Annotated in this window: 23 protein-coding genes and 1 tRNA gene; 6 read left to right on the top strand and 18 right to left on the bottom strand. The window is 68.2% G+C overall.

Features of this window, described 5'->3' with window-relative positions; genetic code table 11:
• Window positions 1-29 precede the first annotated feature (29 nt).
• The gene (locus R4823_RS23195) at window positions 30-1,445 is read right to left on the bottom strand and encodes a mannose-1-phosphate guanylyltransferase/mannose-6-phosphate isomerase (protein ID WP_338616216.1); all 1,416 of its coding nucleotides are present in this window, start codon (window positions 1,443-1,445) and stop codon (window positions 30-32) included.
• A gap of 179 nt (window positions 1,446-1,624) precedes the next feature.
• Between R4823_RS23195 and galE the strand changes: the two genes are divergently transcribed.
• Window positions 1,625-2,674, top strand: coding sequence for a UDP-glucose 4-epimerase GalE (galE, locus tag R4823_RS23200; protein ID WP_338616218.1), 1,050 nt, complete (start codon window positions 1,625-1,627; stop codon window positions 2,672-2,674).
• 6 nt (window positions 2,675-2,680) lie between these two features.
• On the opposite strand, the gene R4823_RS23205 is transcribed toward galE, so the two are convergent.
• Genes R4823_RS23205 through R4823_RS23235 form a run of 7 tightly spaced genes read right to left on the bottom strand, consistent with a single transcriptional unit; the run spans window position 2,681 to window position 10,057 of the window.
• On the bottom strand, window positions 2,681-3,430 hold the full coding sequence (locus R4823_RS23205; RefSeq protein WP_338616220.1) for an Asp/Glu racemase: 750 nt from the start codon (window positions 3,428-3,430) through the stop codon (window positions 2,681-2,683).
• 17 nt (window positions 3,431-3,447) lie between these two features.
• The gene (locus R4823_RS23210) at window positions 3,448-4,425 is read right to left on the bottom strand and encodes a tripartite tricarboxylate transporter substrate binding protein (RefSeq protein WP_087841655.1); all 978 of its coding nucleotides are present in this window, start codon (window positions 4,423-4,425) and stop codon (window positions 3,448-3,450) included.
• Window positions 4,426-4,462: 37 nt separating this feature from the next.
• Window positions 4,463-5,617, bottom strand: a complete 1,155-nt coding sequence (locus R4823_RS23215) for an FAD-dependent monooxygenase (protein ID WP_087841656.1) — start codon at window positions 5,615-5,617, stop codon at window positions 4,463-4,465.
• Window positions 5,614-6,093 carry a thioesterase family protein gene (locus tag R4823_RS23220; RefSeq protein WP_338616222.1) on the bottom strand — a complete coding sequence of 160 codons (480 nt, stop codon included), beginning with the start codon at window positions 6,091-6,093 and terminating at the stop codon, window positions 5,614-5,616. The genes R4823_RS23215 and R4823_RS23220 overlap by 4 nt, the downstream gene beginning before the upstream one ends.
• Entirely contained in the window at window positions 6,090-7,790 is a 1,701-nt protein-coding gene (locus R4823_RS23225; protein ID WP_338616224.1) for an AMP-binding protein, read from the bottom strand. Before R4823_RS23225 ends, R4823_RS23220 begins: the two co-directional genes overlap by 4 nt.
• Before the next feature lie 22 nt (window positions 7,791-7,812).
• On the bottom strand, window positions 7,813-8,763 hold the full coding sequence (locus tag R4823_RS23230; protein ID WP_338616225.1) for a VOC family protein: 951 nt from the start codon (window positions 8,761-8,763) through the stop codon (window positions 7,813-7,815).
• Between the two features lie 28 nt (window positions 8,764-8,791).
• On the bottom strand, window positions 8,792-10,057 hold the full coding sequence (locus R4823_RS23235; RefSeq protein ID WP_087841660.1) for an alpha/beta hydrolase: 1,266 nt from the start codon (window positions 10,055-10,057) through the stop codon (window positions 8,792-8,794).
• Between the two features lie 219 nt (window positions 10,058-10,276).
• Here R4823_RS23235 and R4823_RS23240 point away from each other — a divergent pair, with 219 nt between their 5' ends.
• Window positions 10,277-11,002: a TetR/AcrR family transcriptional regulator gene (locus tag R4823_RS23240; protein WP_087841661.1), complete on the top strand. Its 726-nt coding sequence runs from the start codon at window positions 10,277-10,279 to the stop codon at window positions 11,000-11,002.
• On the opposite strand, the gene R4823_RS23245 is transcribed toward R4823_RS23240, so the two are convergent.
• The 7 genes from R4823_RS23245 to rplU form a co-directional block, all read right to left on the bottom strand.
• Window positions 10,945-12,552, bottom strand: coding sequence for a glycerol-3-phosphate dehydrogenase/oxidase (locus R4823_RS23245; RefSeq protein WP_243724668.1), 1,608 nt, complete (start codon window positions 12,550-12,552; stop codon window positions 10,945-10,947). The two genes, R4823_RS23240 and R4823_RS23245, sit on opposite strands and share 58 nt — an antisense overlap.
• A gap of 2 nt (window positions 12,553-12,554) precedes the next feature.
• Entirely contained in the window at window positions 12,555-14,084 is a 1,530-nt protein-coding gene (gene glpK, locus R4823_RS23250) for a glycerol kinase GlpK (RefSeq protein WP_087841663.1), read from the bottom strand.
• A gap of 130 nt (window positions 14,085-14,214) precedes the next feature.
• Window positions 14,215-15,651, bottom strand: coding sequence for an MFS transporter (locus tag R4823_RS23255; RefSeq protein WP_087841664.1), 1,437 nt, complete (start codon window positions 15,649-15,651; stop codon window positions 14,215-14,217).
• Between the two features lie 154 nt (window positions 15,652-15,805).
• Window positions 15,806-16,930 (bottom strand): glutamate 5-kinase, encoded by a 1,125-nt coding sequence (gene proB, locus R4823_RS23260; RefSeq protein ID WP_165963331.1) that lies wholly within the window; start codon window positions 16,928-16,930, stop codon window positions 15,806-15,808.
• 8 nt (window positions 16,931-16,938) lie between these two features.
• On the bottom strand, window positions 16,939-18,147 hold the full coding sequence (gene obgE / locus R4823_RS23265) for a GTPase ObgE (RefSeq protein ID WP_338616229.1): 1,209 nt from the start codon (window positions 18,145-18,147) through the stop codon (window positions 16,939-16,941).
• Between the two features lie 414 nt (window positions 18,148-18,561).
• Window positions 18,562-18,819 carry a 50S ribosomal protein L27 gene (gene rpmA, locus R4823_RS23270; RefSeq protein ID WP_087841667.1) on the bottom strand — a complete coding sequence of 86 codons (258 nt, stop codon included), beginning with the start codon at window positions 18,817-18,819 and terminating at the stop codon, window positions 18,562-18,564.
• A gap of 69 nt (window positions 18,820-18,888) precedes the next feature.
• On the bottom strand, window positions 18,889-19,200 hold the full coding sequence (gene rplU / locus R4823_RS23275; RefSeq protein ID WP_087841668.1) for a 50S ribosomal protein L21: 312 nt from the start codon (window positions 19,198-19,200) through the stop codon (window positions 18,889-18,891).
• A 252-nt stretch (window positions 19,201-19,452) separates the two neighbouring features.
• Between rplU and ispB the strand changes: the two genes are divergently transcribed.
• The 3 genes from ispB (at window position 19,453) to R4823_RS23290 (ending at window position 21,082) form a co-directional block, all read left to right on the top strand.
• Window positions 19,453-20,418 (top strand): octaprenyl diphosphate synthase, encoded by a 966-nt coding sequence (gene ispB, locus R4823_RS23280; protein WP_087841669.1) that lies wholly within the window; start codon window positions 19,453-19,455, stop codon window positions 20,416-20,418.
• Between the two features lie 64 nt (window positions 20,419-20,482).
• Window positions 20,483-20,559: transfer RNA gene (locus tag R4823_RS23285), tRNA-Pro, on the top strand.
• 88 nt (window positions 20,560-20,647) lie between these two features.
• Complete coding sequence (locus R4823_RS23290; RefSeq protein ID WP_087841670.1) at window positions 20,648-21,082, top strand: secondary thiamine-phosphate synthase enzyme YjbQ; 435 nt, start codon at window positions 20,648-20,650, stop codon at window positions 21,080-21,082.
• A gap of 40 nt (window positions 21,083-21,122) precedes the next feature.
• Here R4823_RS23290 and R4823_RS23295 read toward each other — a convergent pair whose 3' ends face one another.
• Together R4823_RS23295 and R4823_RS23300 are read right to left on the bottom strand one after the other, a co-directional pair.
• Complete coding sequence (locus R4823_RS23295; protein ID WP_132980555.1) at window positions 21,123-21,731, bottom strand: CNP1-like family protein; 609 nt, start codon at window positions 21,729-21,731, stop codon at window positions 21,123-21,125.
• A 67-nt stretch (window positions 21,732-21,798) separates the two neighbouring features.
• On the bottom strand, window positions 21,799-22,371 hold the full coding sequence (locus R4823_RS23300; RefSeq protein ID WP_087841672.1) for an RNA pyrophosphohydrolase: 573 nt from the start codon (window positions 22,369-22,371) through the stop codon (window positions 21,799-21,801).
• Between the two features lie 83 nt (window positions 22,372-22,454).
• Here R4823_RS23300 and R4823_RS23305 point away from each other — a divergent pair, with 83 nt between their 5' ends.
• Window positions 22,455-24,197, top strand: coding sequence for a proline--tRNA ligase (locus R4823_RS23305; RefSeq protein ID WP_132980554.1), 1,743 nt, complete (start codon window positions 22,455-22,457; stop codon window positions 24,195-24,197).
• A gap of 6 nt (window positions 24,198-24,203) precedes the next feature.
• Here R4823_RS23305 and R4823_RS23310 read toward each other — a convergent pair whose 3' ends face one another.
• A complete protein-coding gene (locus R4823_RS23310) occupies window positions 24,204-25,199 on the bottom strand; it encodes a tripartite tricarboxylate transporter substrate binding protein (RefSeq protein ID WP_165963330.1) in 996 nt (331 codons plus the stop codon).
• Window positions 25,200-25,299 lie beyond the last annotated feature (100 nt).

The following is a 25,299-nucleotide window of genomic DNA, read 5'->3' on the forward strand; positions in this document are numbered from 1 at the left end:
ACATGGCCATCCGCTTCCACCTCGCCCATTCAGCCCCTGCCATAGGCATCCTCGAACCTGACGATATCGTCCTCGCCCAGGTACTCCCCGCTTTGCACTTCGATCATGACAAGATCGATGATCCCCGGGTTCTCCAGCCGGTGCTTGTGGCCAGAAGGGATATACGTGGACTCGTTGCTACGCACGAGGAAAGTCTGATCTCCATTCGTCACGCTCGCCATGCCGCTTACGACGACCCAATGCTCGCTGCGGTGATGGTGCATCTGCAGGGAAAGGGTCTGCCCGGGATGAACGACGATGCGTTTGATCTTGTACCGCTGCGCCTCTTCCAAGACCGTATAGGTGCCCCAAGGACGGTGGACCGTTCGATGAATCTGGTAGGCATCGTCCCCACGTTGCTTGAGCCGCGCCACGACCTGCTTGATGTCCTGCAAGTTGTCCCGATGTGCGACCAGCAAGGCATCGGGCGTATCGACGATGACCAGATCCTTCAAACCTACGGTACCGACGACCCTGGCATCGCTATGGACATAGCAATTCACGGTATCGACCGCGATGACGTCGCCATCGATCCGGTTGCCGTCGCCGTCCTGGGGAAACAGCTCGCCGAACGCCGCCCAGGACCCGATGTCGCTCCAGCCTATGTCGCAAGGCACGACCGACGCCCTTTCGGTTTTTTCCATGAGAGCGTGATCGACGGAAATGTCAGGCGCGAGGGCAAAGGCCGCCTCGTCGAGCATGACCTGCCATTCGTGGCGCCCTTCCAGCACGCGCGCCGATGCGGCGCTTTGCTCGGCGAACTGCCAGACATCGGCTGCGTGCAACTTCAGCTCGGCCTCGGCCACGTCGGCGCGCACGCAGAACATGCCCGAATTCCAAAGATATCGGCCACTGGCAAGAAACTCCTGCGCCCGTTCCTGGGTAGGCTTTTCAACGAACCGCAGCACGTCGGATCCCGATGCCTCGATGTAGCCATAGCCTGTCTCCGGCGCGTCCGGGCGGATTCCGAACGTCACGATCCTGCCGGACTCTGCCAGTCGAACCGCCTGCTCCACGGCCTGCGTGAACGCGGGAATATCCTCGATCAGGTGGTCGGCGGTCAGAAACAGCAATACCTCCTGCGGCCCGAATCGCCGAGACACAGTCGCCGCGGCGGCGGCGAAGGCCGGCGCCGTGTTGCGTCCCACAGGCTCCAGAATCATGCCGCATTCGATTTCGGACAGGCCAAGCGCCCGATATTCATCCATCGTCTTGAACGACAGCAACCGGTTCGTGACCGTAATGACCCGGGAGACGCCGTCGAGCCCGATGGCCCGCCGATACGCCTTCTGGAGAAAACTTTCGCCATCCGCCAAACGAATGAAAGGCTTGGGATGCAGTTCCCGAGACACCGGCCACAGGCGCGTACCCTTGCCTCCGGAGAGGATGATTGGAACAAGTCCCATCTGGCAGTAGTCCTAGAAGACGAAGAAAAAAAGCCCGACACGGGGCCGGCCGACGGCGAAGCCGCAGTTTAACCCGACCACCTCGCTCATCCACGGGAATACCCGCGCTTTTCGTTACAATGCCCACGCGCCGGTCCGGTATGGTTGGCGCCATGTCATCCAGCCTTCGAGGTCACGCCTTGCAGCTAGCTTCCAGCCCGACCCTGCTCGTCACCGGCGGCGCCGGCTACATCGGGCCCCATACCCTGATCGAGCTCATCCAAGCCGGCTATCGTCCGATCGTCCTCGATGATTTTTCGAACGGTTCGGTGCATGCGCTCAGGCGTGTCGAAGCGTTGACCGGCCATGCCCTCGAGGTCATCGAAGGAGACATCAGGAATGCCGCCACGCTGGATGCAGTATTTCGCCAGGCCGCGGCACGCGGAGCCCCCGTCCAGGGGGTGGTGCACTTCGCCGGCCTGAAAGCGGTGGGCGAATCCGTCGCTGCACCCCTGGACTACTACCAGACCAACGTCGCCGGGACGCTGACCCTGCTGCAGGCGATGGACCGGGCACGGGTCCGCACCATCGTATTCAGTTCATCCGCAACCGTTTACGGTATTCCGCGCGAACAGCCGTACACCGAAAGGCATCCGATCGCGCCGGTGAATCCGTATGGCCAGACGAAAGCCATGGTGGAGCAAGTCCTGCGTGACTGGTGCGCGGCGTTCCCCGAACGACGTGCCATTTGTCTGCGGTATTTCAACCCCATCGGAGCCCATCCCAGCGGGATGCTGGGAGAGGCGCCGCAGGGCATACCCAACAACCTTTTTCCGTTCATCACCCAGGTCGCGGTTGGCAAACGTTCCCATCTGAACATCTTCGGCAACGACTACCCCACGGTGGATGGAACCGGGGTGCGCGACTATATCCATGTCGTGGACCTGGCCATCGGCCACGTCAAGGCACTTGAACACGCCCAGGAAACGATGGGGGGCTTTACCGCAATCAACCTGGGCACAGGACGGGGCACCAGCGTCCTGGAGTTGGTGCGCACTTTCAGCACGGTCAGCGGCAGAAAGATCCCCTACGAGTTCCAACCCCGCCGCCCCGGCGACATCGCCGAATGCTGGGCCGACCCCTCCGCCGCCCAGGCTCTCCTGGGCTGGCAAGCCACCCGCACCCTGGAAGACATGTGTGCCGACGGCTGGCGCTGGCAATCGCAGAATCCGGACGGCTACGCGTCCTGACCCGGCCTACCCCGCCAGCAACGCCCCCGCCCCCGGCACCACGGCCTCCAGCCCCAGCCTCTCCAGCATCCCCCTGACCGTACACACCGCCGTCGAGACCACCGGCACCTCCAGCCGGTCCTGCACCACCTGTATCGCCGGCAGCGACGGCATCTGCACGCACGCCGACAGCACCACGGCGTCGACGCCGCGGATATTCAGCGTCTTCACGTCCTCGACCAGTTGCATGGGGTCGCGCCGGCCGACCTCCAGGTTGTCGGGGATCTCGAAGCACTTGGCGTCGACCACCTCGATACCTTCGTTCTCGATGTACTTCACGACGAGGTCGGTCAGCGGGCGCATGTAGGGGGCCATGAGCGAGATGCGCTTGGCGCCCAGGCGGTGCAATCCCTCGACCAGCGCGCCGGCCGAGGTCATGACGGGCGCGTCGCAGTGGTTGGCGCGCGCGACCTCGGTCAGCTCGCGTTCGGTCTGGCGGTGGTAGCCCAGGCCCATGGCCATGATGGCGACCAGGCAGGCGGTGCTCATGACATCCACGCGGGCGTCGGCCAGTTCGGCGGCGCAGCGCAGGCCTTCGCGGTTCATGGCTTCGAGTTCTTCCTTGGTGACCTTGTGCATGCGCATGCGGCTGGAATGGAAGGTGAAGCGTTCGGGCCGGATGGCCTCGCGGGCGCGGAGCATGGCCGGGATTTCCGTCTCCATGGTGGTGTTGGAGCTGGGGACGATCTGGCCGATGCGGTAGAGGCGGGATGTCATGGCGTTTCCTGCGCGGTTTAGTCGAGGGTGATATTAGCGAGCTTGACGACGGATTCGAAGCGCTGGGTATCGGCCTTGACGGCCTGGGCCAGGTCGGCGGCCGAGGCAGGCCAGGCTTCGAAGCCGAAGGTGTCGAACTGTTTGCGCACGTCGGGCTCGGCCACGGCCTTGGCGACGCCGCTGTTGATGGCGTCGATGGCGGCCTTGGGGGTGCCCTTGGGCGCGAACAGGGCGACCCAGGTCTTGAGTTCGAAGTTGGCCGGGCCGCCGGCCTCCGAGACGGTGGGCACGCCGGAATACAGGGCCAGGCGCCTGGGCGCGGCCAGGGCCAGCAGCTTGACCTTCTTGGCCTGGTAGAGCTGGGCCACGGTGGCGGCGGTGCCGAAGGCCCAGTCGACTTCGCCGGTGGCGACGGCGGTGTAGAGCTGCGGCAGTTCCTTGAAGGGCACGTGGGTCATGTGGGTGCCGGTCTGGGTCTGGAACATGGAGGCGCCGATGTGCGCGACGCTGCCCAGGCCCCAGGTGCCGTAGGTCTGGTTGCCTCCCTTGGCCTTGGCGTCGGCGATGAGGTCGGCGACGTTGTTCCAGGGGGACTTGGCCGAGACGACGATGAAGAAGTTGGTGGTGTAGACGGGCGAGGCGGGCTCGAAGTCGGCAACGGGGTCGAAGGGCAGTTTCTTGTACAGGTGCGGGTGCAGGGTCATGTGGGTGTTGTCGACCACGACCAGGGACAGGCCGTCGGGCGCGGCGCGCTTGACGTCGCCGATGGCGAGCCAGCCGTTGGCGCCAGGCTTGTTCTCGACGATGATGGGCTGGCCCCAGGTCTTGGACAGTTTTTCGCCGACCAGTCGGGTGACGGCGTCGGGACCGCTGCCGACCGAGTACGGCAAGACGATCCGCACGGGCTTGGAGGGATAGGCGGGGGCCTGGGCACCGGCATGGCCGGCGCCCAGGGCCAGGACTAGGGCGGCGGCGCCGCGCAAGATGGTTTTCATGGTGTCTCCTCGTGTGTGTTTCGTTGGTGTGGGGGAATCAGGCAGTCGCGGGCGTCCGCTGGTGGCAGGACAGCGCCTCGCACGCGGCCGCGAAATGGGGGTCGCGCTGTTTCAGGTCTTCATGGCTGACCTGGCCGGTGCGCCGCATGTAGTCGTAGGCGAACGAGACCGGGTCGAGATGCATCTTGTCGGCGACGTTTTCGTACCAGTCCAGGCTGCGCGCGGCGGCGTTCTGGAAGCTGGACGAAGCGGGGCGGCGCTGGGTTTCGAAGGCGGCGAAGGCTTGCTGCAGGTCGCCGGGGTGGCGCACCAGCCCCTGGTGCAGGGCGATGGCGTCCTGCATGGCCATGCGCGTGCCGGAGCCCAGCGAGAAGTGCACGGTGCGCAGCGCATCGCCCAGCAGGACGATGTTGCCGCAGGTCCAGCGTTCGTTGCGGACGATGTTGGCCTCGAACCAGAGCGAGCGATTGGTCAGGAGTTCGTTGCCGCCCAGTTCGGGACGGAACACGTCGGCGCAGTAGCGGCGGCTCTCGTCCTCGCTGGCTTCGTGCAGGCCGGCGCGCCGCCAGGTGTCGGGATCGACCTCGACCAGGAAGGTGCTCAGTTCGGGGCTGTACTGGTAGCTGTGGGCGATGAACACGCCGTGCGGGGTCTCGCGGAAGATGAGCGAGACCGGGTGGAAGCGCTGGCGGGTGCCGTACCAGGCGAATTTGTTGCGCCGCTTCTCGAAGCTGGGCTGGAAGTGGTCGGCGAACTGCTTGCGCACGGCGCTGTTGCCGCCGTCGGCCGCCACCACCAGGTCCACCTCGCGCGCCAGCGCGGATACGTCGTCGATCCGGCGGTCGTGTTCGATCTCGATCCCCTCGCGCCGGCAGGCGTCTTCCAGCACGCGCAGCATGTCGATGCGGGCGGTGCGCGAGAAGTGGTTGCCGTGGACCTGGACGTGGGTGCCGCGGTGGACGATCTCCATGTAGTCGCAGCGTTCGTGGTGGGCCACGAAGGCCTTGAAGAACTCGGGATCGGCCTCCTGCAGGAAGGACAGGCCGACGTCCGAGAACACGACGCCCCAGCCGTAGGTGGCGCCGGCGGGGTTCTGTTCGTAGACGTGGATCTGGTGGGACGGGTCGTGCTTCTTGGCCAGCAGCGAGAAGTACAGGCCGGCGGGGCCGGCTCCGATGACGGCGATTTTCATGATGCGGGGCTCCCTGCCGTCGCGGCGGCGCCGCAGGCGGCCTGATAAGAGGACAAGGCGTCGCGCAGCACGCCGGGCACGGGGATGGCCCGGCGTTCGCCGCGGGCGACGCAGATGGGGGTCAGCTTGGCGATGAAGGCGGTCTGCCCGGCCGCCGTGGTGGCGGTGATGTCGAGCGCGTAGGTGTGCAGGCGGATGTCCTCCACGGTCACGCGCATGTCGAATTCGTCGTCCGGCCACAGCGAACCGCGGAAGTCGAACGACAGCGCGCGGCTGGGCGTGCCGAAGCCGAGCTCGTCCTTGACGCGCTGGGGCGTGGAATCGAACAGCATGCCGTAGAACAGTTCGACGGCGGAGATGACGTATTCGCCGAAGGTCACGGTGTAGACCACGCCGGCAGGGTCGCAGTCGCCCCATTTGACGCGGCGGCGCACGACGAAGGGCGTGCGCGAGAGCACGTGTTCGGTGCTGGTCATGCCGGTCTCCCCTGCCCGCGATCCTGGTCCTGGGCCCCGGTCTCGCCCGCCAGCTTCTCGGCGATCATGCGCTTGAGCGCGGGCTTGTCCAGCTTGCCCACCTTGGTCACCGGGAAGGCGTCGATCACTTCGACCCGCTCGGGACACTTGTACTTGGCCAGGCCCTGGGCGACCAGGAAGTCCGCCAGTTCCTTGACCTGCGGCGCGGTCTGCCCGGGGCGCGGCACGATGTAGATGCAGCCCTTCTCGCCATAGACGGGATCGGGCATGGCCACCAGCCGCGCCTCGGCCACCGCCGGATGCGCGCCCACCAGCCCTTCGACTTCCTCGCAGCCTATCTTCTCGCCGCCGCGGTTGATGTTGTCGCGCAGCCGGCCTTCGAAGGCGTAGCAGGTGACGCCGTCGACCACGTGGGCGGTCATCATGTCGCCGGTCCGATAGAAGCCGTCCGACGTATAGGCCTGGGCGTTCGCCTCGGGCGCGTTGAAGAAGCCCGGCAGCGTGGAGGGACCGCGGAAGCACAGTTCACCCATCTGTCCGGGCGCCACCGGCTTTTCCGAATCGGGCTCCAGCAGGCGCAGTTCGTCCTGCGGGCAGCCGGAGCAGCCCTGGGTCTGGAAACGCCTGGCGGCCGGCGCGTCGGGCGGGGACCCCAGCAGCAGCCCCTCGGTGATGCCGAACAGGTTGGAACAAGGCACGCCCAGGTGCGCCTCCAGGCGATCGGCGCGGCTCATGGTGATGAACAGGCGCAAGGCCGACAGATCGTGCCTGGCCAGGTCCGGATAGGTCATGAGCTGCGGGGCGATGGGGCCGATGGAGACGGCGCGGGTGACCCGGTGTTCCTCGATCAGCTCCAGCATGCGGACGAGGTCCAGCCTGGGCATCAGCACGGCGGACACGCCCATGGCGAATACCGGGATCAGCACGTACACCTGGGCCGCGTTGTGCAGCAACGGCAGCGCCCACATGAAGCGGTCGTCTTCGCGCAGCTTGTACATGCCCGCGCAGGCCAGCGCATGGCCGAGGTATTCGGCATGAAAGCGCGGAATGATCTTGGGCATCCCCGTCGTGCCGCCCGAGAGCTGGAAACTCAGCACGTCGCCCAGTCCCGGCGGCGCCTCGGCCAGGCGCCGGCGCGCGGCCTCGAGCGGCATGCCGGCGATCAGGTCGCGCAGGGACAGCCCGCCCTCGCCCGCCGGCCCGCGCGCGACGACCAGGTGGCGCAGCGTATCGCTGCCTTCGGCCATCTTGCGGGCGAAGGCAGCAAGGTCGAAGCTGGGGTGGAAATCGGCCTGCACGAAATAGCCGCGCGCCGCCGATTGCCGGATCAGCTGGCCGATCTCCAGTTCGCGATGCTGGGGCAGCGAGCAGACGGGCACGATGCCGGCCTTGTAGCAGGCCGCCAGCGCCAGTACGGTTTCCAGCGTGGTGCCCATCTGGAAGATGGCGCGGTCGCCGGGTGCGAGGCCCGCTTCCAGCAGCGCAGCGCCCAGCCGTTCCGATTGCTCGTCCAGTTCCTGGAAGCTCAGGCTGCCCTCGTCGGAGATGAACGCCGTCTTGCCGGGCAGGCGCCGCGCCGTGGCGCGCAGGGCGTCGCCCACCGAGGACCGCATCCACGCGCCGCTGTCCAGGTAGGATGCGGCGCGTTCGGCCGGATGGTAGATGACCCCTTCTATCGGGTGCCGTATGTCTTGCATGGTGGTCTCCTCCGCCCTGACTTCAGGCGGCCTCTGGAACGATGCGGACCCGGTCCCGGTCCAGCGTTTCGATGCGGCCCTGCACGCCGCCAGTGAACAGGCCATACCAGATAGCGGGCTTGAGTCCCAGCGTCTTGCGGCGGAACTCGATGGGGCCGTCGCTTTCGATGCGGTCGTAGTCGCCCAGGGCCTGTACGCGGCAATCGCCGCGGCCGCGCGCATCCTCGACGATGGCGGCGAACTCGCGCACGCGGGGCACGAAGATGCGCACCGCCGGCGTGGCCTGCGCCTGGCCGGGCTGCACGTGCTCGGCCACCAGCCGGGCCTTGCGCGACCAGATTTCGGCGATGTCCGACACGCGCCGCTGTCCGGTCCGGGCCTCGTCCTCGGCTTCCAGCGCGGCCCGCAGCGTCAGGTGGCCGTCCAGGGCATCCACCTGGGTCAGCGGACGCAGCTTGCGCGTGAACTCGATGAAGTAGCCGTTCGGATCGCGCACGTAGATCGATTCGATCACTTCATGGGTGGTCTCGACCGACACCTGCAGGCCGGCATCCTCCAGCTTCTTCTTCCACGCGCGCAGCTCGTCCTGCCCCTGGACCAGCCAGGCGGTGTGGGTGGCGTCGAACACGTGGTCGTCGGGCACGGGCGCCATGACCGGACGGTCGCGCATGGCCTCGGGCGGCTCCGAGCCCAGGTAATAAAAAAAGGCGATGGTGCTGCCGTTGCCGCTGTCGAAGAAGAAATGCAGGAAGTCCGGATGCGTGGCCGGCCCCCAGCCGCGCGCCGAGATCACGTGGATCAGGGGCAGGCCCAGGATGTCCCGGTAGAACGCGACGGTCTCGCGCAGCTTCCAGGTGGGACGCGCGGTGTGATCGACGCCGCGCAGCGCCAGCCCGTGGGCGGATGGCGCCCCGGGAGCGGCTGCGGTCGTCTTGCCTGCCAGCGTGGCGCCGGCGTTCGGGCTGCTGCTCATGTCGTTTCCCCTTGCCTATGGATGATGGTCAGTGCGCGAAACGCTCGCGCAGCCAGGCCGCCAGCTGGCGGCCGGCCTCGTAGCGGCCCGGCTCCTCGCCCTCGGTCAGCGCGCGGCCGTGGTGGTCGCCGCGCACCCGCAGATGGCGCTTGTCGGCCGTGGCCAGGGCGTCGTGGATGGCGCGCACGTCGCCCGGGAAGCAGGCCTGGTCGCCCGTGTATTCGATGACCAGGGTGGGCTGGACGATGGCGCCCGCGGCAGCGGCCAGGCTGGCGTTGGACGACAGGCCGGACCAGGTCGACAGCCAGCTCTCGGGCGTGCAGAAGCGCGCGAAGCCGACGGCGCCGTAGTTCGAGGCGTAGGGATCGCGGCCCCACAGCGAACCGGGATGCCGATCCGACGGATCCAGGCCGAGGTCCAGGCAGCGCAGGTCGGCATCGGTGCGCCAGACCGTCATCACGGGGGTATGGGCAGCCGCCCGGCGCTCGGCCTGGGAGGCATCCTCGCGGCCCTTGAGCGCCTTGCGCGCCGCCAGCCGCTGGGCGATGAACTGCCGCGCCAGCGCATCCAGCCGTTCCACGCGGGCGCGCTGGGCCTGCCGGTAGCGCGCGACGAACTCCGGCGCATAGCGCGCCTGTCCGCCGGGGCGATAGCCGTTGCCGGGATTCAGCGGATCCAGGGCGGGGTCGACCGACAGCGCGTCCCCTTCGTCCAGCACCGAGGGATCGATGCAATTCATCAGCAGCGCGCCCTGCCCGGGATGCGGTCCCACCAGCACCAGCCCCTGGACCCCGGGCATCTCCAGCCCGGCCAGGCCGGACGGCCTGCCGCCCGGGGTGCGGGCGATGCGCTCGGCGGGCGGAAGCGAGGACTGCTGGACGTAGAAGGAATACAGGCCCGCGCCGCCCGAATTGCCCAGCAGCACGATGTGCTCGAACCCCTGGCCCCGCAGGAAGGCCAGCCCGGCGGCCACGTCGTGCAGCGCGGTCTCGTGCTCCAGGCGCAGGTCGTTGCCGACCGAGCGCGCGCCCTGCGACCAGGCCGCGTAGCCGGCGCCGACGATGTCGGGGATGAGGTAGTGGCAGGCCATGAATTCGCGCGGGTGCATCACGCACACGACGGTCCGGGGACGGGGGCCCGCCGGCAGGTAGAGCGAGCCCGTGGTGGCGGCGGCGTCATCGGTGCGCAGGACGACGTTGCGGGTGGAGGCGCCGGCCGGAAGATCGCGGGGGTTCCAGTCGGTGTTCAAGAAGCCTGCGGTGACGTGCTGGGGGGCGTTGGCGCCGGTGCTCACGATGGGTCTCCTGATGACGCGGACGGCTGATGCAACCGTCTTTTGTCACATTCGACTATTTTTTGACTTAATTGTCAATACACGTTGAAATTCAGACAGAAGTGTCAAAAAAACTCGCCGACGCGCCCATTTTCCCTGGGAAGACGGGGTTTCGACATGCCATAATCGGCTCCTGGGCCGGCACCCGTTCCTGCCCCATATCCTGGAAAGTCCCTATCCGTGAACGAGCTTCCCACCAAGGCAACGATGAAAGGGGAAGTCCTGCGCGGCGCCATCCTGGACGCCGCGGCCAAGCTCTTCATCGAACGCGGCACGGGCGGCACCAGCATGCAGGACATCGCCGAATCGCTGGGCCTGAGCCGTACCGCCGTCTACTACTATTTCAAGAACAAGGACGCGATCCTGCGGGCGCTGACCGAGGAAATCCTGACCTCGGCCCGGGAACTGGCCAACGCCGCCGTCTCCCGCCAGGACCGCGATCCGGCCGAGGCGCTGCGGGAACTGGTCACCGACTACGCCAATCTCATCCTGTCGCGCCCGGCCGAGTTCCGCGTGGCCGACCGCAACGAGTCGGACCTCACGCAGCGCCAGCGCGCCTCGATGCATACGGCGCGCCGCAGCGTGCTGGCGGACTTCAGCGGCATCATCGAGCGCGGCATCCAGCTCGGCCATTTCCGCATGGCCGATCCGCATGTCGCGGCCTTCGGGCTGATCGGCATGTGCAACTGGACCGCATGGTGGTTCAAGCCCAGCGGGCGCCTGGGCCAGCAGGAAGTGGCCGAGGCCATCGCCGACATGGCCATCCATGCCCTGCGCCGCGACGAATCGCGCCGGGCGCGGGTGCCCGACGTCAAGGAGTCCCTGCGGCTGCTGCGCGAGGACCTGGCTTACCTGGAGAAGCTGGTGGTGCCCGAGGATGACGCCTCGGCCGGCCAGCGCAAATAACTGTCCGCCAGTTCGCGGAACACCCCGGCGCCCGCGTCGACGCCAGTCTCCTCGGCCAGCAGCCTTCCGACCTCGCCCGCCAGCTCCCGTGCCAGGCGGGCGTCCAGGAACAGCAGGCGCGAGCGGCGCGCCAGCACGTCCTCGACCGTGCGCGCGTATTCGTGGCGCGCGGCAAAGCGCACCATGGCCTCGGTCAATCCGCCGCCCAGTTCGCGGTCCGCGCCCGGCAGGGCAAGCAGCGCGTCCCGCTCGCTGCCATACCCCCACAGGCCCGGGGCATCGCCGATGCTGTGCCTGGCCGGCTCGGCTCCCACCAGGGCATGGTCCGCCGTCACGCAGGGACCGGCGGATGCGAGCAACCCGGCATCCAGGCAGGCGTCCAGCGTGTCCCGGGCCATGGCGCGGTACGTGGTCCACTTGCCGCCGGCCACGGTGACCAGCCCGTCGTCCTCGATCCGGACCACGTGCTCGCGGCTGACATCCTTGGTGCTGGCGTGCCCCGCCGGGCGGACCAGCGGACGCAGGCCCGCCCAGGCGCTGGAGACATCCCCGGCGCCCGGCGCGCGCGCCAGGTAGCGGCCGGCCTCGCCCAGCAGGAAGTCCACTTCTTCGGCCAGCGGGCGCGGCTCCAGCTCCAGGCCGGGCCGGGGGGTGTCGGTGGTGCCGATCACGGTCCTGCCCATCCAGGGCAGCGCGAACAGCACCCGGCCGTCGCGCGTGCGCGGCACCAGCAGCGCCCGGTCCCCGGGCAGGAAGTCGCGCGACACGACCACGTGCGCACCCTGGCTGAACACGATGGTGTCCTCGACCGCCTCCGCGCGGGCGTCCAGGCGCCGCACCGCGTCGACCCAGATGCCCGCGGCGTTCACCACGCAGGCGGCGCGCAGGACGTACGAGCGGCCGGTTTCGCGGTCCTCGCACCGCACGCCGGCCACCCTGCCCTGTTCACGGACCAGGCCGACGGCGGCGCAATGGTTGACCAGCAGCGCTCCCTCGCGCGCCGCGGTGCGCGCCAGTGCGATGGCCAGCCGGGCATCGTCGAACTGGCCGTCCCAATATTCGATGCCGCCGCGCAGCCCCTGCGTCCGCAGCCCGGGCTGGCGGGCCGTGATGGCCCGCGCGTCCAGCCAGCGCGTGCGCCCCAGGCCGGCCTTGCCGGCCAGCACGTCGTACAGGACCAGGCCCGTTCCGTAGTACGGTTTTTCCCAGAACCGGTAGGCGGGCACGACGAAGGGCAGCGGCTGCGCCAGGTGCGGCGCGTTGCGCAACAGGATCTGCCGTTCTCGCAAAGCCTCGCGCACCAGCGGAAAATTGCGTTGCTCCAGGTAGCGCACGCCGCCGTGCACGAGCTTGGTCGCGCGCGAGGAGGTGCCCTTGGCGAAGTCATGGGCCTCGACCAGCACCACGCGCAGGCCTCGCGTGGCCGCATCCAGCGCCACGCCCAGGCCGGTGGCGCCGCCGCCTATCACCGCCACGTCGTAATCCCGGGGCTCGGCCAGCCGGGCCAGCAACCCGGCCCGGTCGGTACGCAGCGGCGCCTGCGTGGACACGGTCAAGTCCGGGCCCACGCGCGGGAGCGCGCGACCGCCTCGCGCCAGCGCTCGACCTTGGCACGGCGGGCGGTCTCGGACATCGACGGCTCGAAGCGCCGGTCCAGCGCCCATTGCGAGGCGATCTCGGCCCCGTCGGCCCAGAACCCCGTGGCCAGGCCCGCCAGGTGGGCCGCGCCCAGCGCCGTCGTCTCGGTAACCTGGGGCCGCACCACCGGTACGCCCAGGAAATCGGCCTGCATCTGCATCAGCAGGTCGTTGCCGCAGGCGCCGCCGTCCACCCTCAATTCCCGGATGGCCAGGCTGGAATCGCCCATCATCGCGGTCAGCGCATCGGTGGCCTGCAACGCGATCGACTCCAGCGCCGCGCGGGCGATGTGGGCGCGGGTCGTGCCGCGCGTCAGGCCGATCAGCGTGCCGCGCGCATAGGCGTCCCAGTCGGGCGCACCCAGTCCGGTGAAGGCCGGTACCAGGTAGACGTCGCCCGCGTCGGCCACGCTGGCGGCCAGCGGCTCGACCTCGGGGGCGCTGGCGATCATCTTCAAGCCGTCGCGCAGCCACTGGATGGTGGCGCCCGCCATGAACACCGACGCCTCCAGGCAATAGGCGGTGCGCGTGGCCGGATCGGCGGCGGCCGGCCCCTGCCAGCCGACCGTGGCCACCAGCTTGTTCTGGCTGGGCATGGGCACGTTGCCGGTGTTCATCAGCATGAAGCAGCCGGTGCCATAGGTGTTCTTGACCATGCCGGGCTCGAAGCAGGCCTGCCCGAACGTGGCCGCCTGCTGGTCGCCCGCCACGCCCGCGATCGGCACCGCCGCGCCGAACAGATCGGGCTCGGTCTCGCCCAGTACCGCGCACGACGGCACCACGGCGGGCAGCACGCTGGCCGGGATGTCGAACAGGTCCAGCAATTCCTCGTCCCAGGCCATGCGATGGATGTCGAACAGCAGCGTGCGCGAGGCATTGCTGGCGTCGGTGGCGTGCACGCGGCCGTTGGTCAGCTTCCAGATCAGCCAGGCGTCGACGGTGCCGAAAGCCAGTTCGCCGTTGCGCGCACGCTGCCTGGCGCCCGGCACGTGGTCCAGCAGCCATTGCAGCTTGGAGGCGGAAAAATAGGCGTCCAGCACCAGCCCGGTCTTGCGCTGGATCAGCGCCTCATGCCCTTCCCGGCGCAATTGGTCGCAGCGATCGGCCGTGCGCCGATCCTGCCAGACGATGGCATGCGCCACCGGTTTGCCGGTGATGCGGTCCCACAGCACCGTGGTCTCGCGCTGATTCGTGATGCCGATCGCGATGGCGGGCGCACGCGAATAACCGTTGCCCACGAGCGAGGTGGGAGCCCGCGCCAGGCAGGCACGAGCCACGGCCAGTTGCGATTGCCAGATGTCCTCGGGGTCGTGCTCGACCCAGCCCGGACGGGGGAATAACTGGGGGAATTCCTTCTGGGCGACGGCGACGATCTGCCCGGCGTGGTCGATCAGCAGGGCGCGCGAACTGGTCGTGCCCTGGTCCAGCGAAAGGATGTAGCGCATACGGAGGAGACCTAGTGAAACCTGCGTTGCGTGGAGGCGTCGGCCAAGACGCAGGCAGATGGTAGCGCGAGCGACGCCCGCGCGCATCTGGCCCGACCGTACCCCTCCCGCCCCGGCCCGCCCGGCGCCGCTACGCCGCCGGCGCGGAATCGCCCGCCCGTGCCGTGGCGGGCGGACGCAGCAGCATCGCGCACAGGACCGCGGCCACCGCGCCGCATGCGGCGCCCAGGGCGAAGGCCAGCTGGTAGCCGCCATTCAGCGCGGCCGCCTCGGCGGCGCCCCGCTCCAGCAGGAAACTCGTGCGCGCCGCCGCCAGGCTGGCCAGCACGGCCAGGCCCAGCGCGCCTCCCATCATGAACGAGGTATTCACCACCCCCGAGGCCAGTCCGGCATCGCGGGGGTCCACGTCGTTCATGGCCGCCAGCAGCATGGGGTTGAACGCGATGCCCGCGCCCAGGCCAAGCAGCGACATGGCGGGCAGCACATCGATCAGGAAATCGCCCTGGATCGGCGCGCGCGCGAACAGCGCCAGCCCCACCGACGCCAGCGCCAGCCCGCAGGCCAGCGGCGCGCGGATGCCGAAGCGCATCACCAGCCGCGCCGACAGGCCGAGCGAGAACACCGCCATGATGATGTTGGCCGGCAGGAAAGCAAGGCCCACCTGCATGGGGCTGTAGCCCAGCACCACTTGCAGGTACAGCGCGGAAATGAAGAAGGCGGCGAACATGGCGGCGGCCCACAGCACGCCCGCCGCGTTGGCCGTGGCCACGTTGCGCAGCCGGAACAGCGCCAGGGGCATCAGCGGCGCGCGCACCCGGGACTCGATGGCCAGGAAAGCCGCCAGCAGGACGGCGGCGGCGCCCAGCAAGCCCAATGTATGGAAAGAGGTCCAGCCGCGTTCGTTGCCATTGACCACCGCATACACGGCCAGCATCAGCGAGGCGGTGATGGCCGCCGCGCCGGCCATGTCCAGCCGCTCGCCGGGCTGGCCGCCCTTCGCCGGCAGCAGCGCCATGCACAGGCCGTAGACGGCGGCGCCTATGGGCAGGTTGACCAGGAAGATCCAATGCCAGCTGAGCACGCTGGTCAGGAAGCCTCCCAGCAGCACGCCTATGCTGCCGCCCCCCGCGCACACGAAGCCGTAGACGCCCATGGCCTTGGCGCGGTCCTCCTGCTCGGGGAACAGCATCATGATCAGGGACAGCGACACCGCGGAAACCACCGCCCCGCCCAGGCCTTGCACCGCGCGCGCCGCCACCAGCACGGCCTGGGACTGGGCCAGCCCGCAGGCCAGCGACGCCAGGGTGAACAGCGCGATGCCGGCGACGAACAGCCGCCGGTGCCCGTACAGGTCGCCCAGCCGCCCGCCCAGCAGCAGGAAGCCGCCGAAAGTCAGCATGTAGGCGTTCACCACCCAGACCAGCGCGGTCTCGGAGAACTTCAGGTCATCGCGGATGGAAGGCAGCGCCACGTTGACGATCGTCGTGTCGAGCACGATCATCAGCACGCCCAGGCACAGCACCATCAGGGCCAGCCAGCGTTTGCGGCGGTCTAGGTCGGCAGTCACGGATGAGCTCCTCATGCCGGCACGCGGCATGGTGGATGGGTGGGGACGACAAATGTGTACAGCGTACACAAAATAACAGAGGCACGGGGACGACGTCCATCGGAACGTCGCCCCCGTGCCTGGGTTGTTGCCGTCGATATACGGAGAATCGCGGTCAGCGGATGACCATGTTGTCCCGATGCATGAGCTCGGGCTCTTCCATGCTGCCCAGCAGCGCCTCGATCCGGCTCGAGGGCTGGCGCATGATGCGGCGGGTCGCACCGGAGGAGTAGTTGATCAGCCCGCGCGCCAGTTCCTTGCCGGAGGCGTCCACGCAGGCCACGACGTCGCCGCGCTCGAACTCGCCCTCGACCGCGGTCACGCCTATGGGCAGCAGGCTCTTGTGGTCGCGGGTCAGCGCCAGGGCCGCTCCCTCGTCCACGGTGACGCGTCCGCGCAGTTGCAGGTGGTCGGCGATCCATTGCTTGCGCGCCGACAACAGCGGCAGCGAGGCGCGCAGTTCGGTCCCTATGCAGGTTCCGCCGGCCAGCCGCACCAGCACGTCCGGTTCTCGGCCCGACGCGATCACGGTATGCGCGCCGCTGCCGGCCGCCCGCTTGGCGGCCAGGATCTTGGTCAGCATCCCGCCCTTGCCCAGGCTGCTGCCGGCGCCGCCGGCCATGGACTCCAGTTCGGGATCGCCCGCGCGCGCATGCGACACGAACTTCGCGTCGGGATGCTTGCGCGGATCGGCCGAATACAACCCGGCCTGGTCGGTCAGGATGATCAGGGCGTCCGCCTCGATCAGGTTGGTCACGAGCGCGCCCAGGGTGTCGTTGTCGCCGAACTTGATCTCGTCGGTGACCACCGTGTCGTTCTCGTTGATGATGGGCACCACGCCCAGGCGCAGCAGCGTGAACAGCGTCGACCGCGCGTTCAGGTAGCGCGTGCGGTCCGACAGGTCCTCATGGGTCAGCAGGATCTGCGCGGTATGCAGCGCATGTTCGGCGAATACGCTTTCGTAGGCCTGCGCCAGGCCCATCTGGCCGACCGCCGCGGCCGCCTGCAGTTCGGGTACCAGCGTGGGCCGCTTGTCCCAGCCCAGGCGCAGCATGCCTTCCGCGATGGCGCCGCTGGAGACCAGGACGACTTCCTTGCCCAGCGCGCGCAGGTGCGCGATCTGCCCGGCCCAGCGCAGCAGCGCCCGCCGGTCCAGGCCGCGTCCCTCGTCGGTGACCAGCGAGGAGCCTACTTTGATCACGAGCCGCCGGGCGGCGGCGATCACGGAAGTGCTATTCATCGTGGAACTCAATCGCCGTCGCCACCACCATCGCCGCCTTCGCCGCCGGCATCGCCGCCGTCGTCGGGGGCATCTTCGGGCGTCTGCGGCCCCGCGTCACCGCCATCGGCCGGCGCACGGCGCGGCGGGCGGCGGCGGACGGGCTCCGGCTTGGCCGCGGACGCCTGGGTTTCGACGAAGCGCGGGTCCTCGTCGAAGGCCTGCTCGGCCTCGCGCTGCTCGTCCAGCCAGTTCTGGACGGCCCAGGCCAGTTCCTGGGTACCGTCGCCGGCCAGCGCGGAAATGCAGAATACCGGGCCGTCCCAGCCGAACTCCAGGCAGAACGCCTCTTTCAGGCCCTGCGGGTCGTCCACCATGTCGACCTTGTTGAGCACCAGCCAGCGCGGCTTCTCGTACAGGGTCGGGTCGTAGCGGCGCAATTCCTCGACGATGGCACGCGCCTCGTGCACGGGGTCCACCGTGGGATCCATGGGCGCCACGTCCACCAGGTGCAGCAGCAGGCGCGTGCGCGACAGGTGGCGCAGGAACTGGTGCCCCAGCCCGGCGCCCTCGGACGCGCCCTCGATCAGCCCGGGAATGTCGGCGATCACGAAGCTGCGTTCGGCATCGGTGCGCACCACGCCCAGGTTCGGATGCAAGGTGGTGAACGGGTAGTCGGCCACCTTGGGCCGGGCGTTCGACAGCTTGCGGATCAGCGTGGACTTGCCGGCGTTGGGCATGCCCAGCAAGCCGACGTCGGCCAGCACCTTCAGCTCCAGCCGCAGCTTGCGCTGTTCGCCCGGGCGGCCGTGGGTGAACTGCCGCGGCGCGCGGTTGGTGCTGGACTTGAAGTGCAGGTTGCCCAGGCCGCCGTTGCCGCCGGCGGCCAGCACGACCTTCTGGCCATGGGTAGCCAGGTCGAACAGCAGCTCGTTGGTCTCGGCGTCGTAGACCATGGTGCCCACCGGCATGCGCAGCGTGATGTCGCTGCCGCCGGCGCCATAGCGGTCGGAACCGCTGCCCTGCTCGCCGTTCTGGGCGCGGTGCAGACGGGCGTAGCGGTAGTCGATCAGCGTATTGATGTTGCGGTCGGCCACGGCGTAGACACTGCCGCCCCGCCCGCCATCACCGCCATCGGGTCCGCCGAAGGGAATGAATTTCTCGCGGCGAAAGCTCGCCACGCCATTGCCGCCCTTGCCGGCAACTACCTCGATGGTGGCTTCGTCGACGAATTTCATGCCCCCCCCTACGCGCTTCGCGCGCCCCCCAGGGGGCGATGCGGGTGGACCGGCAAAGCCGGATCCACCGCATCCCGGGAGGCGCGGCGGCGGGGTTTCAAAGATTCAAAAGAAATGACCGTGCAAGTGCCAATACTAGCGCGATCATAAAAAAAAGCCCCCACGCGTAACATCGCGCGGCGGCGCTATTTTTCCGGGGAGCCAAGGCTCCCCGTGACCACATACCCTACCCCACGAAGCCAAGCCCAGATCCAGGGCACAGCGGATCCGGCTCCGCCGGTCCGCCAGTGCCGCCCCTCGGGGCCCGGCGCCGGGCCGCCCCAAGGCGGGCCCCGGCCCCCTCGGGGGGCTGCCGCGCAGCGGCTGGGGGCTCACCATGCTGGGCGCGCGTCAGCGCGTAGGGGGGCCTATCCCTTACACAGGATCGATCGAGACGGTATGCTTGCGCAGGGCGCCCTTGACCGCGAACTGCACGCGGCCGTCGACCAGCGCGAACAGGGTGTGGTCCTTGCCCACGCCGACGTTGACGCCGGGGTGGAAACGGGTGCCGCGCTGGCGAACGATGATCGAGCCAGCCGGGATCAATTCACCGCCGTAGGCCTTGACGCCCAGGCGTTTCGCTTCTGAGTCGCGGCCGTTCCGTGTGGAACCGCCGCCCTTTTTCTGTGCCATGTTTGCACTCCTGCTTGTTCGTTACCGATTCTTGCCTACATTCCGGTGCCCGGCCGCGCCGGGCTCCCATCAGGCGGAAATGGTGCCGATCTGGATTTCGGTGTAGTTTTGACGGTGGCCTTGGCGCTTCTGGTAGTGCTTGCGCCGACGCATCTTGAAGATGCGGACCTTGTCGTGGCGACCGTGTGCAAGAACCTTGGCCGTGACCACGGCACCGGACAGAAGAGGCGCGCCGATCTTGAGTTGATCGCCTTCGCCCACTGCCAGGACCTGGTCCAGCGTGATCTCTTGCCCGATGTCTGCCGGTATCTGTTCTATCTTCAGTTTTTCGCCAGCGGCAACGCGATACTGCTTGCCACCGGTTTTTATGACCGCGTACATGGGATGACCTCTTGGATTGTTCAAAGCTCGAACCCCCAATGGGGGTCGAACCATAGACTATAACCGGAGTTGTACCGCGGCGTCAATCCCGGCATCGCCCCGCGCACAGCCCCGGTATAATTTCGTTGCCACGGCGCTTTCGGGCGCCGCCGCCCGCTCGCGGGCCTCTCTGTACGCCATGCCGCCGGTTGTTGCATCTCGGCTTTTGTTGCACACCTGGCCGGCAACGGCCAGTCTACCCACGGATTCCCCTTGAGCCTGCCGACCCTGTTCGCCCCCATTGCCGACGACATGCAGCGCGTCGATGCCGTCATCCGGGCACGACTCGACTCCGACGTCCCGCTCATCCGCACCATCGCCGACTACATCATAGGCGCGGGCGGCAAGCGGATGCGGCCTGCCCTGCTGCTGATGGTCGCCCGGGCGCTGGGATACGAGGGGCAGCAGCATCATTTGCTGGCCGCGGTGGTGGAATTCATCCATACGGCCACGCTGCTGCACGACGACGTGGTCGACGAATCGGCGCTGCGGCGGGGCCGCGCCACGGCCAACGCGGTCTTCGGCAACGCCGCCAGCGTGCTGGTGGGCGACTTCCTGCATTCCCGCTCGTTCCAGATGATGGTCGAGACCGGCTCGGTCCGCGTCATGCAGATCCTGGCCGATGCCACCAACGTCATTGCCGAGGGCGAGGTGCTGCAACTGCTGAACGTGCACGACCCCCTGGTGACCGAGGAGCGCTATCTGCAGGTGGTGCGCTACAAGACCGCCCGGCTGTTCGAGGCCTCGGCCCAGCTGGCCGCGGTGCTGGCCGGCGCCACGCCCGACCAGGAAGCCGCGGCGGCGGAATACGGCCGGCGCGCCGGCACGGCATTCCAGCTGATCGACGACGTGCTCGACTACAGCGGCGAGGCCGAGGCGCTGGGCAAGAACCTGGGCGACGACCTGCGCGAAGGCAAGCCCACGCTGCCGCTGATCCGCCTGCTGGACGTGGGCACGCCGGCGCAGCAGACACTGGTGCGCACCGCGATCGAAAACGGCGAAGGCGATTTCGCCGCCGTCGCCGCCGCGATCCGGGAATCGGACGCCCTGGACTACACCCGCGCCCGGGCCCGGATCGAGGCGGACGCGGCGATCACGGCGATTTCCGGCTACCCCGTTTCCGCTTTCCGGGATTCTCTGCTAGAATTCTGCGCTTTCGCGATCAACCGAGATCGCTGAAAAAAGCAAGACGGCCTGCCGGGCAAGTTGTACAGCCCGTAGCCGGCAGGCCGGACCGACAAGTCGGGGCGTAGCTCAGCCTGGTAGAGTACTGCGTTCGGGACGCAGGAGTCGGAGGTTCGAATCCTCTCGCCCCGACCATTGATCTGGTCGACAAGCCTGTAGCCAGGCACGCAAGCGCACAGCTCAGGCTGTGCGTTTTTGTTTGTGCACGCAGGATGCCCGCGCCATGAAAACCTCTCCAGCCCTCGTGGCCCAGCACGCCTTCACCATCGAGACGCCCGGCCGCCGCCTGATCGAAATCACCGGGCACGTCCGGCGCCACGCGCGGGAAAGCGGCATGAATGCCGGCGTGGCGCACGTCTTCGCCCACCACACCAGTTGTTCGCTGCTGGTGACCGAAAACGCCGATCCCGACGTGCTGGCCGACCTGGAACGCTATTTTTCACGCCTGGTCCCGGACGGCGATCCGCTGTATGCGCACGATGCCGAAGGCCCGGACGACATGCCGGCCCACGTCAGGGCGGCGTTGACCGCGGCAAGCGTGACGCTGCCGCTGGCCGGCGGCGACCTGGCGCTGGGAACCTGGCAGGGCGTCTACCTGTGGGAACACCGCCGGCGCCCGCACCGCAGGCGCATCACCGTGACGCTGGTCGGCTGCTGACGGCGGCCCAGGCGGGATCATCCGCCCGCCCGCATGCCGGTCACTGCGTGTTGCGGCCCGCCATGGCGTCGGCGTAGCGGTCCCAGTGGCGCACGCGATAGGCCAGGTCCGACGCCTTGGCGCCGGCCGGGCCGCCGCCCGAGCAGAGCACGCCGTTGCGCAGCAGGTGCTGGATCGTATTGGGAAGCAAGGGGCGCCACTCGTCGTGCACCGGGCGCTGCCAGCCGGCACCGGGCCGGTACAGGGCCACGGTGCGCCACTCGCGCGTCCCGCAACGGACCGACTCGTACGAGATGTTCTCGGCCCCCATGTCGCTGACCGCGCGCAGCGTATAGCGCACGATCAGCCCCGGGGCGATCTGGATGGAGCGCGGATCCACGCCGAAGCGGAAACGTTCGTTGCGCGACAGGTTTTCCACGGGCAGCACGTCGGCCTCGGTGGGCACGGGCGGCAATTCCGACTTCAGGGCTTCCCATCCGGCATCGGGCAAGGTGCGCTGGGCATCGATGTCGTCCAGCAGGTAGTTGCCCTCGCCTCGCGGCTGGCTGCCGCAGGCGGCAAGAAGCAGGGCCAGGCATCCGGCGCCGGCCCAGGCGGCGGCGCGCAGGGCCCGGCGGGCAGGACGCGCCCCGGCGAACTGACTAGGCATAAGTGTTTTCCATATACAGGTTGCACCCGACACGATACCCGAACCCCGCGCAGGAGGTCGCGGGGGTTCAGACCTCGGGGGCTTCCTTGGACAGGGACGCCTGCGGTTCGCCCTGGCCGCGCCGGTGCGAACCGATGTGCTGGCGCAGGTACCGGGTCTCGTGGTTCCGGCGGAAGAGCACGACCGCAAGCTCGTTCAAGGCCAGCGTATAGACGTCGCGCTTGAACTCGATGACCGATTCCAGCGGAACCCAGTAGGAACTCCAGCGCCACGCGTCGAACTCCGGATGCGACGACGCCCGCAGGCAGACGTCGCAATCGCGCCCCTGCATCCGAAGCAGGAACCAGATCTGCTTCTGACCTTTGTAGTGCCCGCGCCATTCACGCCTGACGAAGTGTTCGGGCACGTTATAGCGCAACCAGTCGCGTGTTCTACCCAATATGCGGACATGCTCGGGCCGCAGGCCCACTTCTTCGTGGAGCTCGCGGAACATCGCCTGGACAGGGCTTTCACCGTGCTTGATGCCGCCCTGCGGGAACTGCCAGGAATGTTCGTTGACGCGCTTGCCCCAGAAGACCTCGTTCTTCTGGTTGACGAGGATGATGCCGACGTTGGGACGGTAACCTTCACGATCCAGCATGAGCCACCCCAGCGATTCTCATACAATTGAGTCAATTATAGGCCCAGGGGGCCGAACTCGTATCCACCCACGTGAGCACCGCAATGCGCGCATCGCAGTTCCATATCGGCACCCTCAAGGAAGCACCGTCCGACGCCGAGATCGTCAGCCACCAGCTCATGACCCGCGCGGGCATGATCCGCAAGCTGGCCGGCGGCATCTACAACTATATGCCCATCGGCCTGCGGGTCATCCGCAAGGTCGAGGCCATCATCCGCGAGGAAATGAACCGCGCCGGCGCGCTCGAGCTGCTGATGCCGGTGGTGCAGCCCGCCGAGCTGTGGATGGAATCGGGCCGCTGGGAACAGTACGGCCCCGAGCTGCTGCGCATGAAGGACCGCCACGGCCGCGACTTCGTGCTGCAGCCGACCTCGGAAGAGGTCATCACGGACATCGCCCGCAACGAGATCCACAGCTGGCGCCAGCTTCCCAAGAATTTCTACCACATCCAGACCAAGTTCCGCGACGAGCGCCGGCCGCGCTTCGGCGTCATGCGGGGCCGCGAGTTCACGATGAAGGACGCCTATTCCTTCGATCGCGACGAAGCCGGCGCCCAGAAGAGCTACGACGCCATGTACGACGCATACATGCGCATCTTCACCCGCATGGGGCTGACCTTCCGCGCCGTGGCGGCCGACACCGGCTCCATCGGCGGCACGCGCAGCCATGAATTCCAGGTCATCGCCGACACCGGCGAGGACCTCATCGTCTACAACCCGGCCACCCAGTACGCCGCCAACATCGAGCTGGCCGAGGCCCCCTGCCTGGTCGCCCAGCGCGCGGCGCCCGGCCGGGCCCTGGAGAAAACCCCGACCCCCGGCGCCACCAAGTGCGAAGCCGTGGCCCAGATGCTGGGCCTGCCGCTGGCCAGCCACGTGAAATCCCTCGCGCTGGCGGTCGAACCGGAAGAGCCCGGCAAGCCGGTCCAGATCTGGCTGCTGCTGGTGCGCGCCGACCATGAACTGAACGAGATCAAGGCCGGCAAGATCCCCGGCCTGGACCGTGGCTACCGCTTCGCCACCGATGCCGAGATCGTCGAGCACTTCGGCTGCGTGCCGGGCTTCATCGGGCCCGTGGGCACCGCCAAGCCGGTCAAGGTGGTGGCCGATCGCACCGTTGCCAACCTGCACGACTTCATCACCGGCGCCAACCAGGCCGACCACCACTACGTGGGGGTGAACTGGGGACGCGACCTGCCCGAGCCCGACCTGGTGGCCGACCTGCGCAACGTCGTCGACGGAGATCCGTCGCCGGACGGCAGCGGCCCGCTGGCGATCCAGCGCGGAATCGAGGTCGGCCATGTGTTCTTCCTGGGCACCAAGTATTCCGAGGCGCTCAAGGCCACCTACCTGGACGAGACCGGCAAGCCCGCGCTGCTGCAGATGGGCTGCTACGGCATAGGCGTCACGCGCCTGCTGGGCGCCGCCATCGAACAGCATCACGACGGGCGCGGCATCATCTGGCCGCGCGCGCTGGCGCCATTCGAGGTGGTCGTCTGCCCGGTGGGCTGGGGCAAGAGCGAAGCGGTGCGCGAAGCCGCGACCAAGCTCTACGAAGGCCTGAAGGAAGCCGGCGTCGACGCGATCCTGGACGACCGCGACGAACGCCCGGGCGTGATGTTCGCCGACTGGGAGCTCATCGGCGTGCCGGTGCGCGTCACCATCGGCGACCGCGGCCTGAAGGAAGGGCAGATCGAACTGCAGGGCCGCCGCGACGAAGCGGCCGCCAAGATCCCCGTGGGCGAAGCGCTGGCCGCCACGCTGGCCCGGCTGGCGCAGGCCAACTGACCGCCGCTATTCCAGCCGGATGTTGCGCGTCCGGATGACCTCGGCCCACTTGTCGCGCTCGTGCTCGATGAAGGCCGAGAACTGGGCGCGCGACATGGGCGGAGACACCAGTCCCGATTCCTGCATGTAGCGCTGCACCGCAGGCGCCCGCAGGGCCTGCGCCACGTCGCGATGGATCTTGTCCTGGATCGCCTCCGGCGTCGCGGACGGCACGAAGAAGCCGAACCAGCTTCCGGATACCACGCCCGGCACGCCCGCCTGCACCACGGTGGGCAGGTCCGGCGCGTCGGCCAGGCGCTCGTCGGCGGCCACCGCCAGCGCCCGCAGCTTGCCCTGCCTGGCCAGGGCAAGGGACGCGGGGAAGTGGAACATGGCATCGACATGGCCGGCCAGCAGGTCGGTCAAGGCTGGCCCCGCCCCCTTGTAAGGCACGTGCAGGATGGAAATGCCCGCGCGGGACGCCAGCAGCTCGGCCGTCAGGTGCGGGCTCGAACCGTTCCCGGTCGAGGCGAACTTCACCTCGCCGGGCCGGGCCTTCGCATAGGCCACCAGTTCGGCCACCGACCGGACGGGCAGCCCGGGCCGCACGTACAGCACGTTGGGCGCGGTGCCGCCCATCGCCACGGGCGCCAGGGCGTTCGCCTCGTAGGGCAGCGATTTCATCAGGATCTGGTTGGTGACCAGGCCCGTGCTGGTAAACAGCAGGGTATGGCCATCAGGCTGGGCACGGGCCACCTGCGCGGTGCCTATGGTCGTGCCGCCGCCGCCCCGGTTTTCCACGACCACGCTCTGCTTCCATGACTGGCCCAGCTCGGCCGCCAGTTGCCTGACCAGTCCGTCGGTCAGGCCGCCCGGCGGATAGGGCACGATCACCTGGACCGTGCGCCCCGGAAATCCCGCCGCGAGCGGCTCGGCGGCCCCGGCGCTTCCTCCCGCCCAAGCGGCCGCCGCCATGCAGAACACTCCTCCGACCCTGCGCCCCACCCTTTCCAGAACGATCATCGAACGTCTCCTTGGCCATGTGGTCATCGGCGCCGCTGGCCGGCGCCCGTATATGATTGATTAAATCAACCATATAGTTGATGGTATCCACAAAAAAGGA

Origin of the sequence: Pigmentiphaga sp. CHJ604, assembly GCF_036972535.1 — a bacterium.
Classification (GTDB): domain Bacteria; phylum Pseudomonadota; class Gammaproteobacteria; order Burkholderiales; family Burkholderiaceae_B; genus Pigmentiphaga; species Pigmentiphaga daeguensis.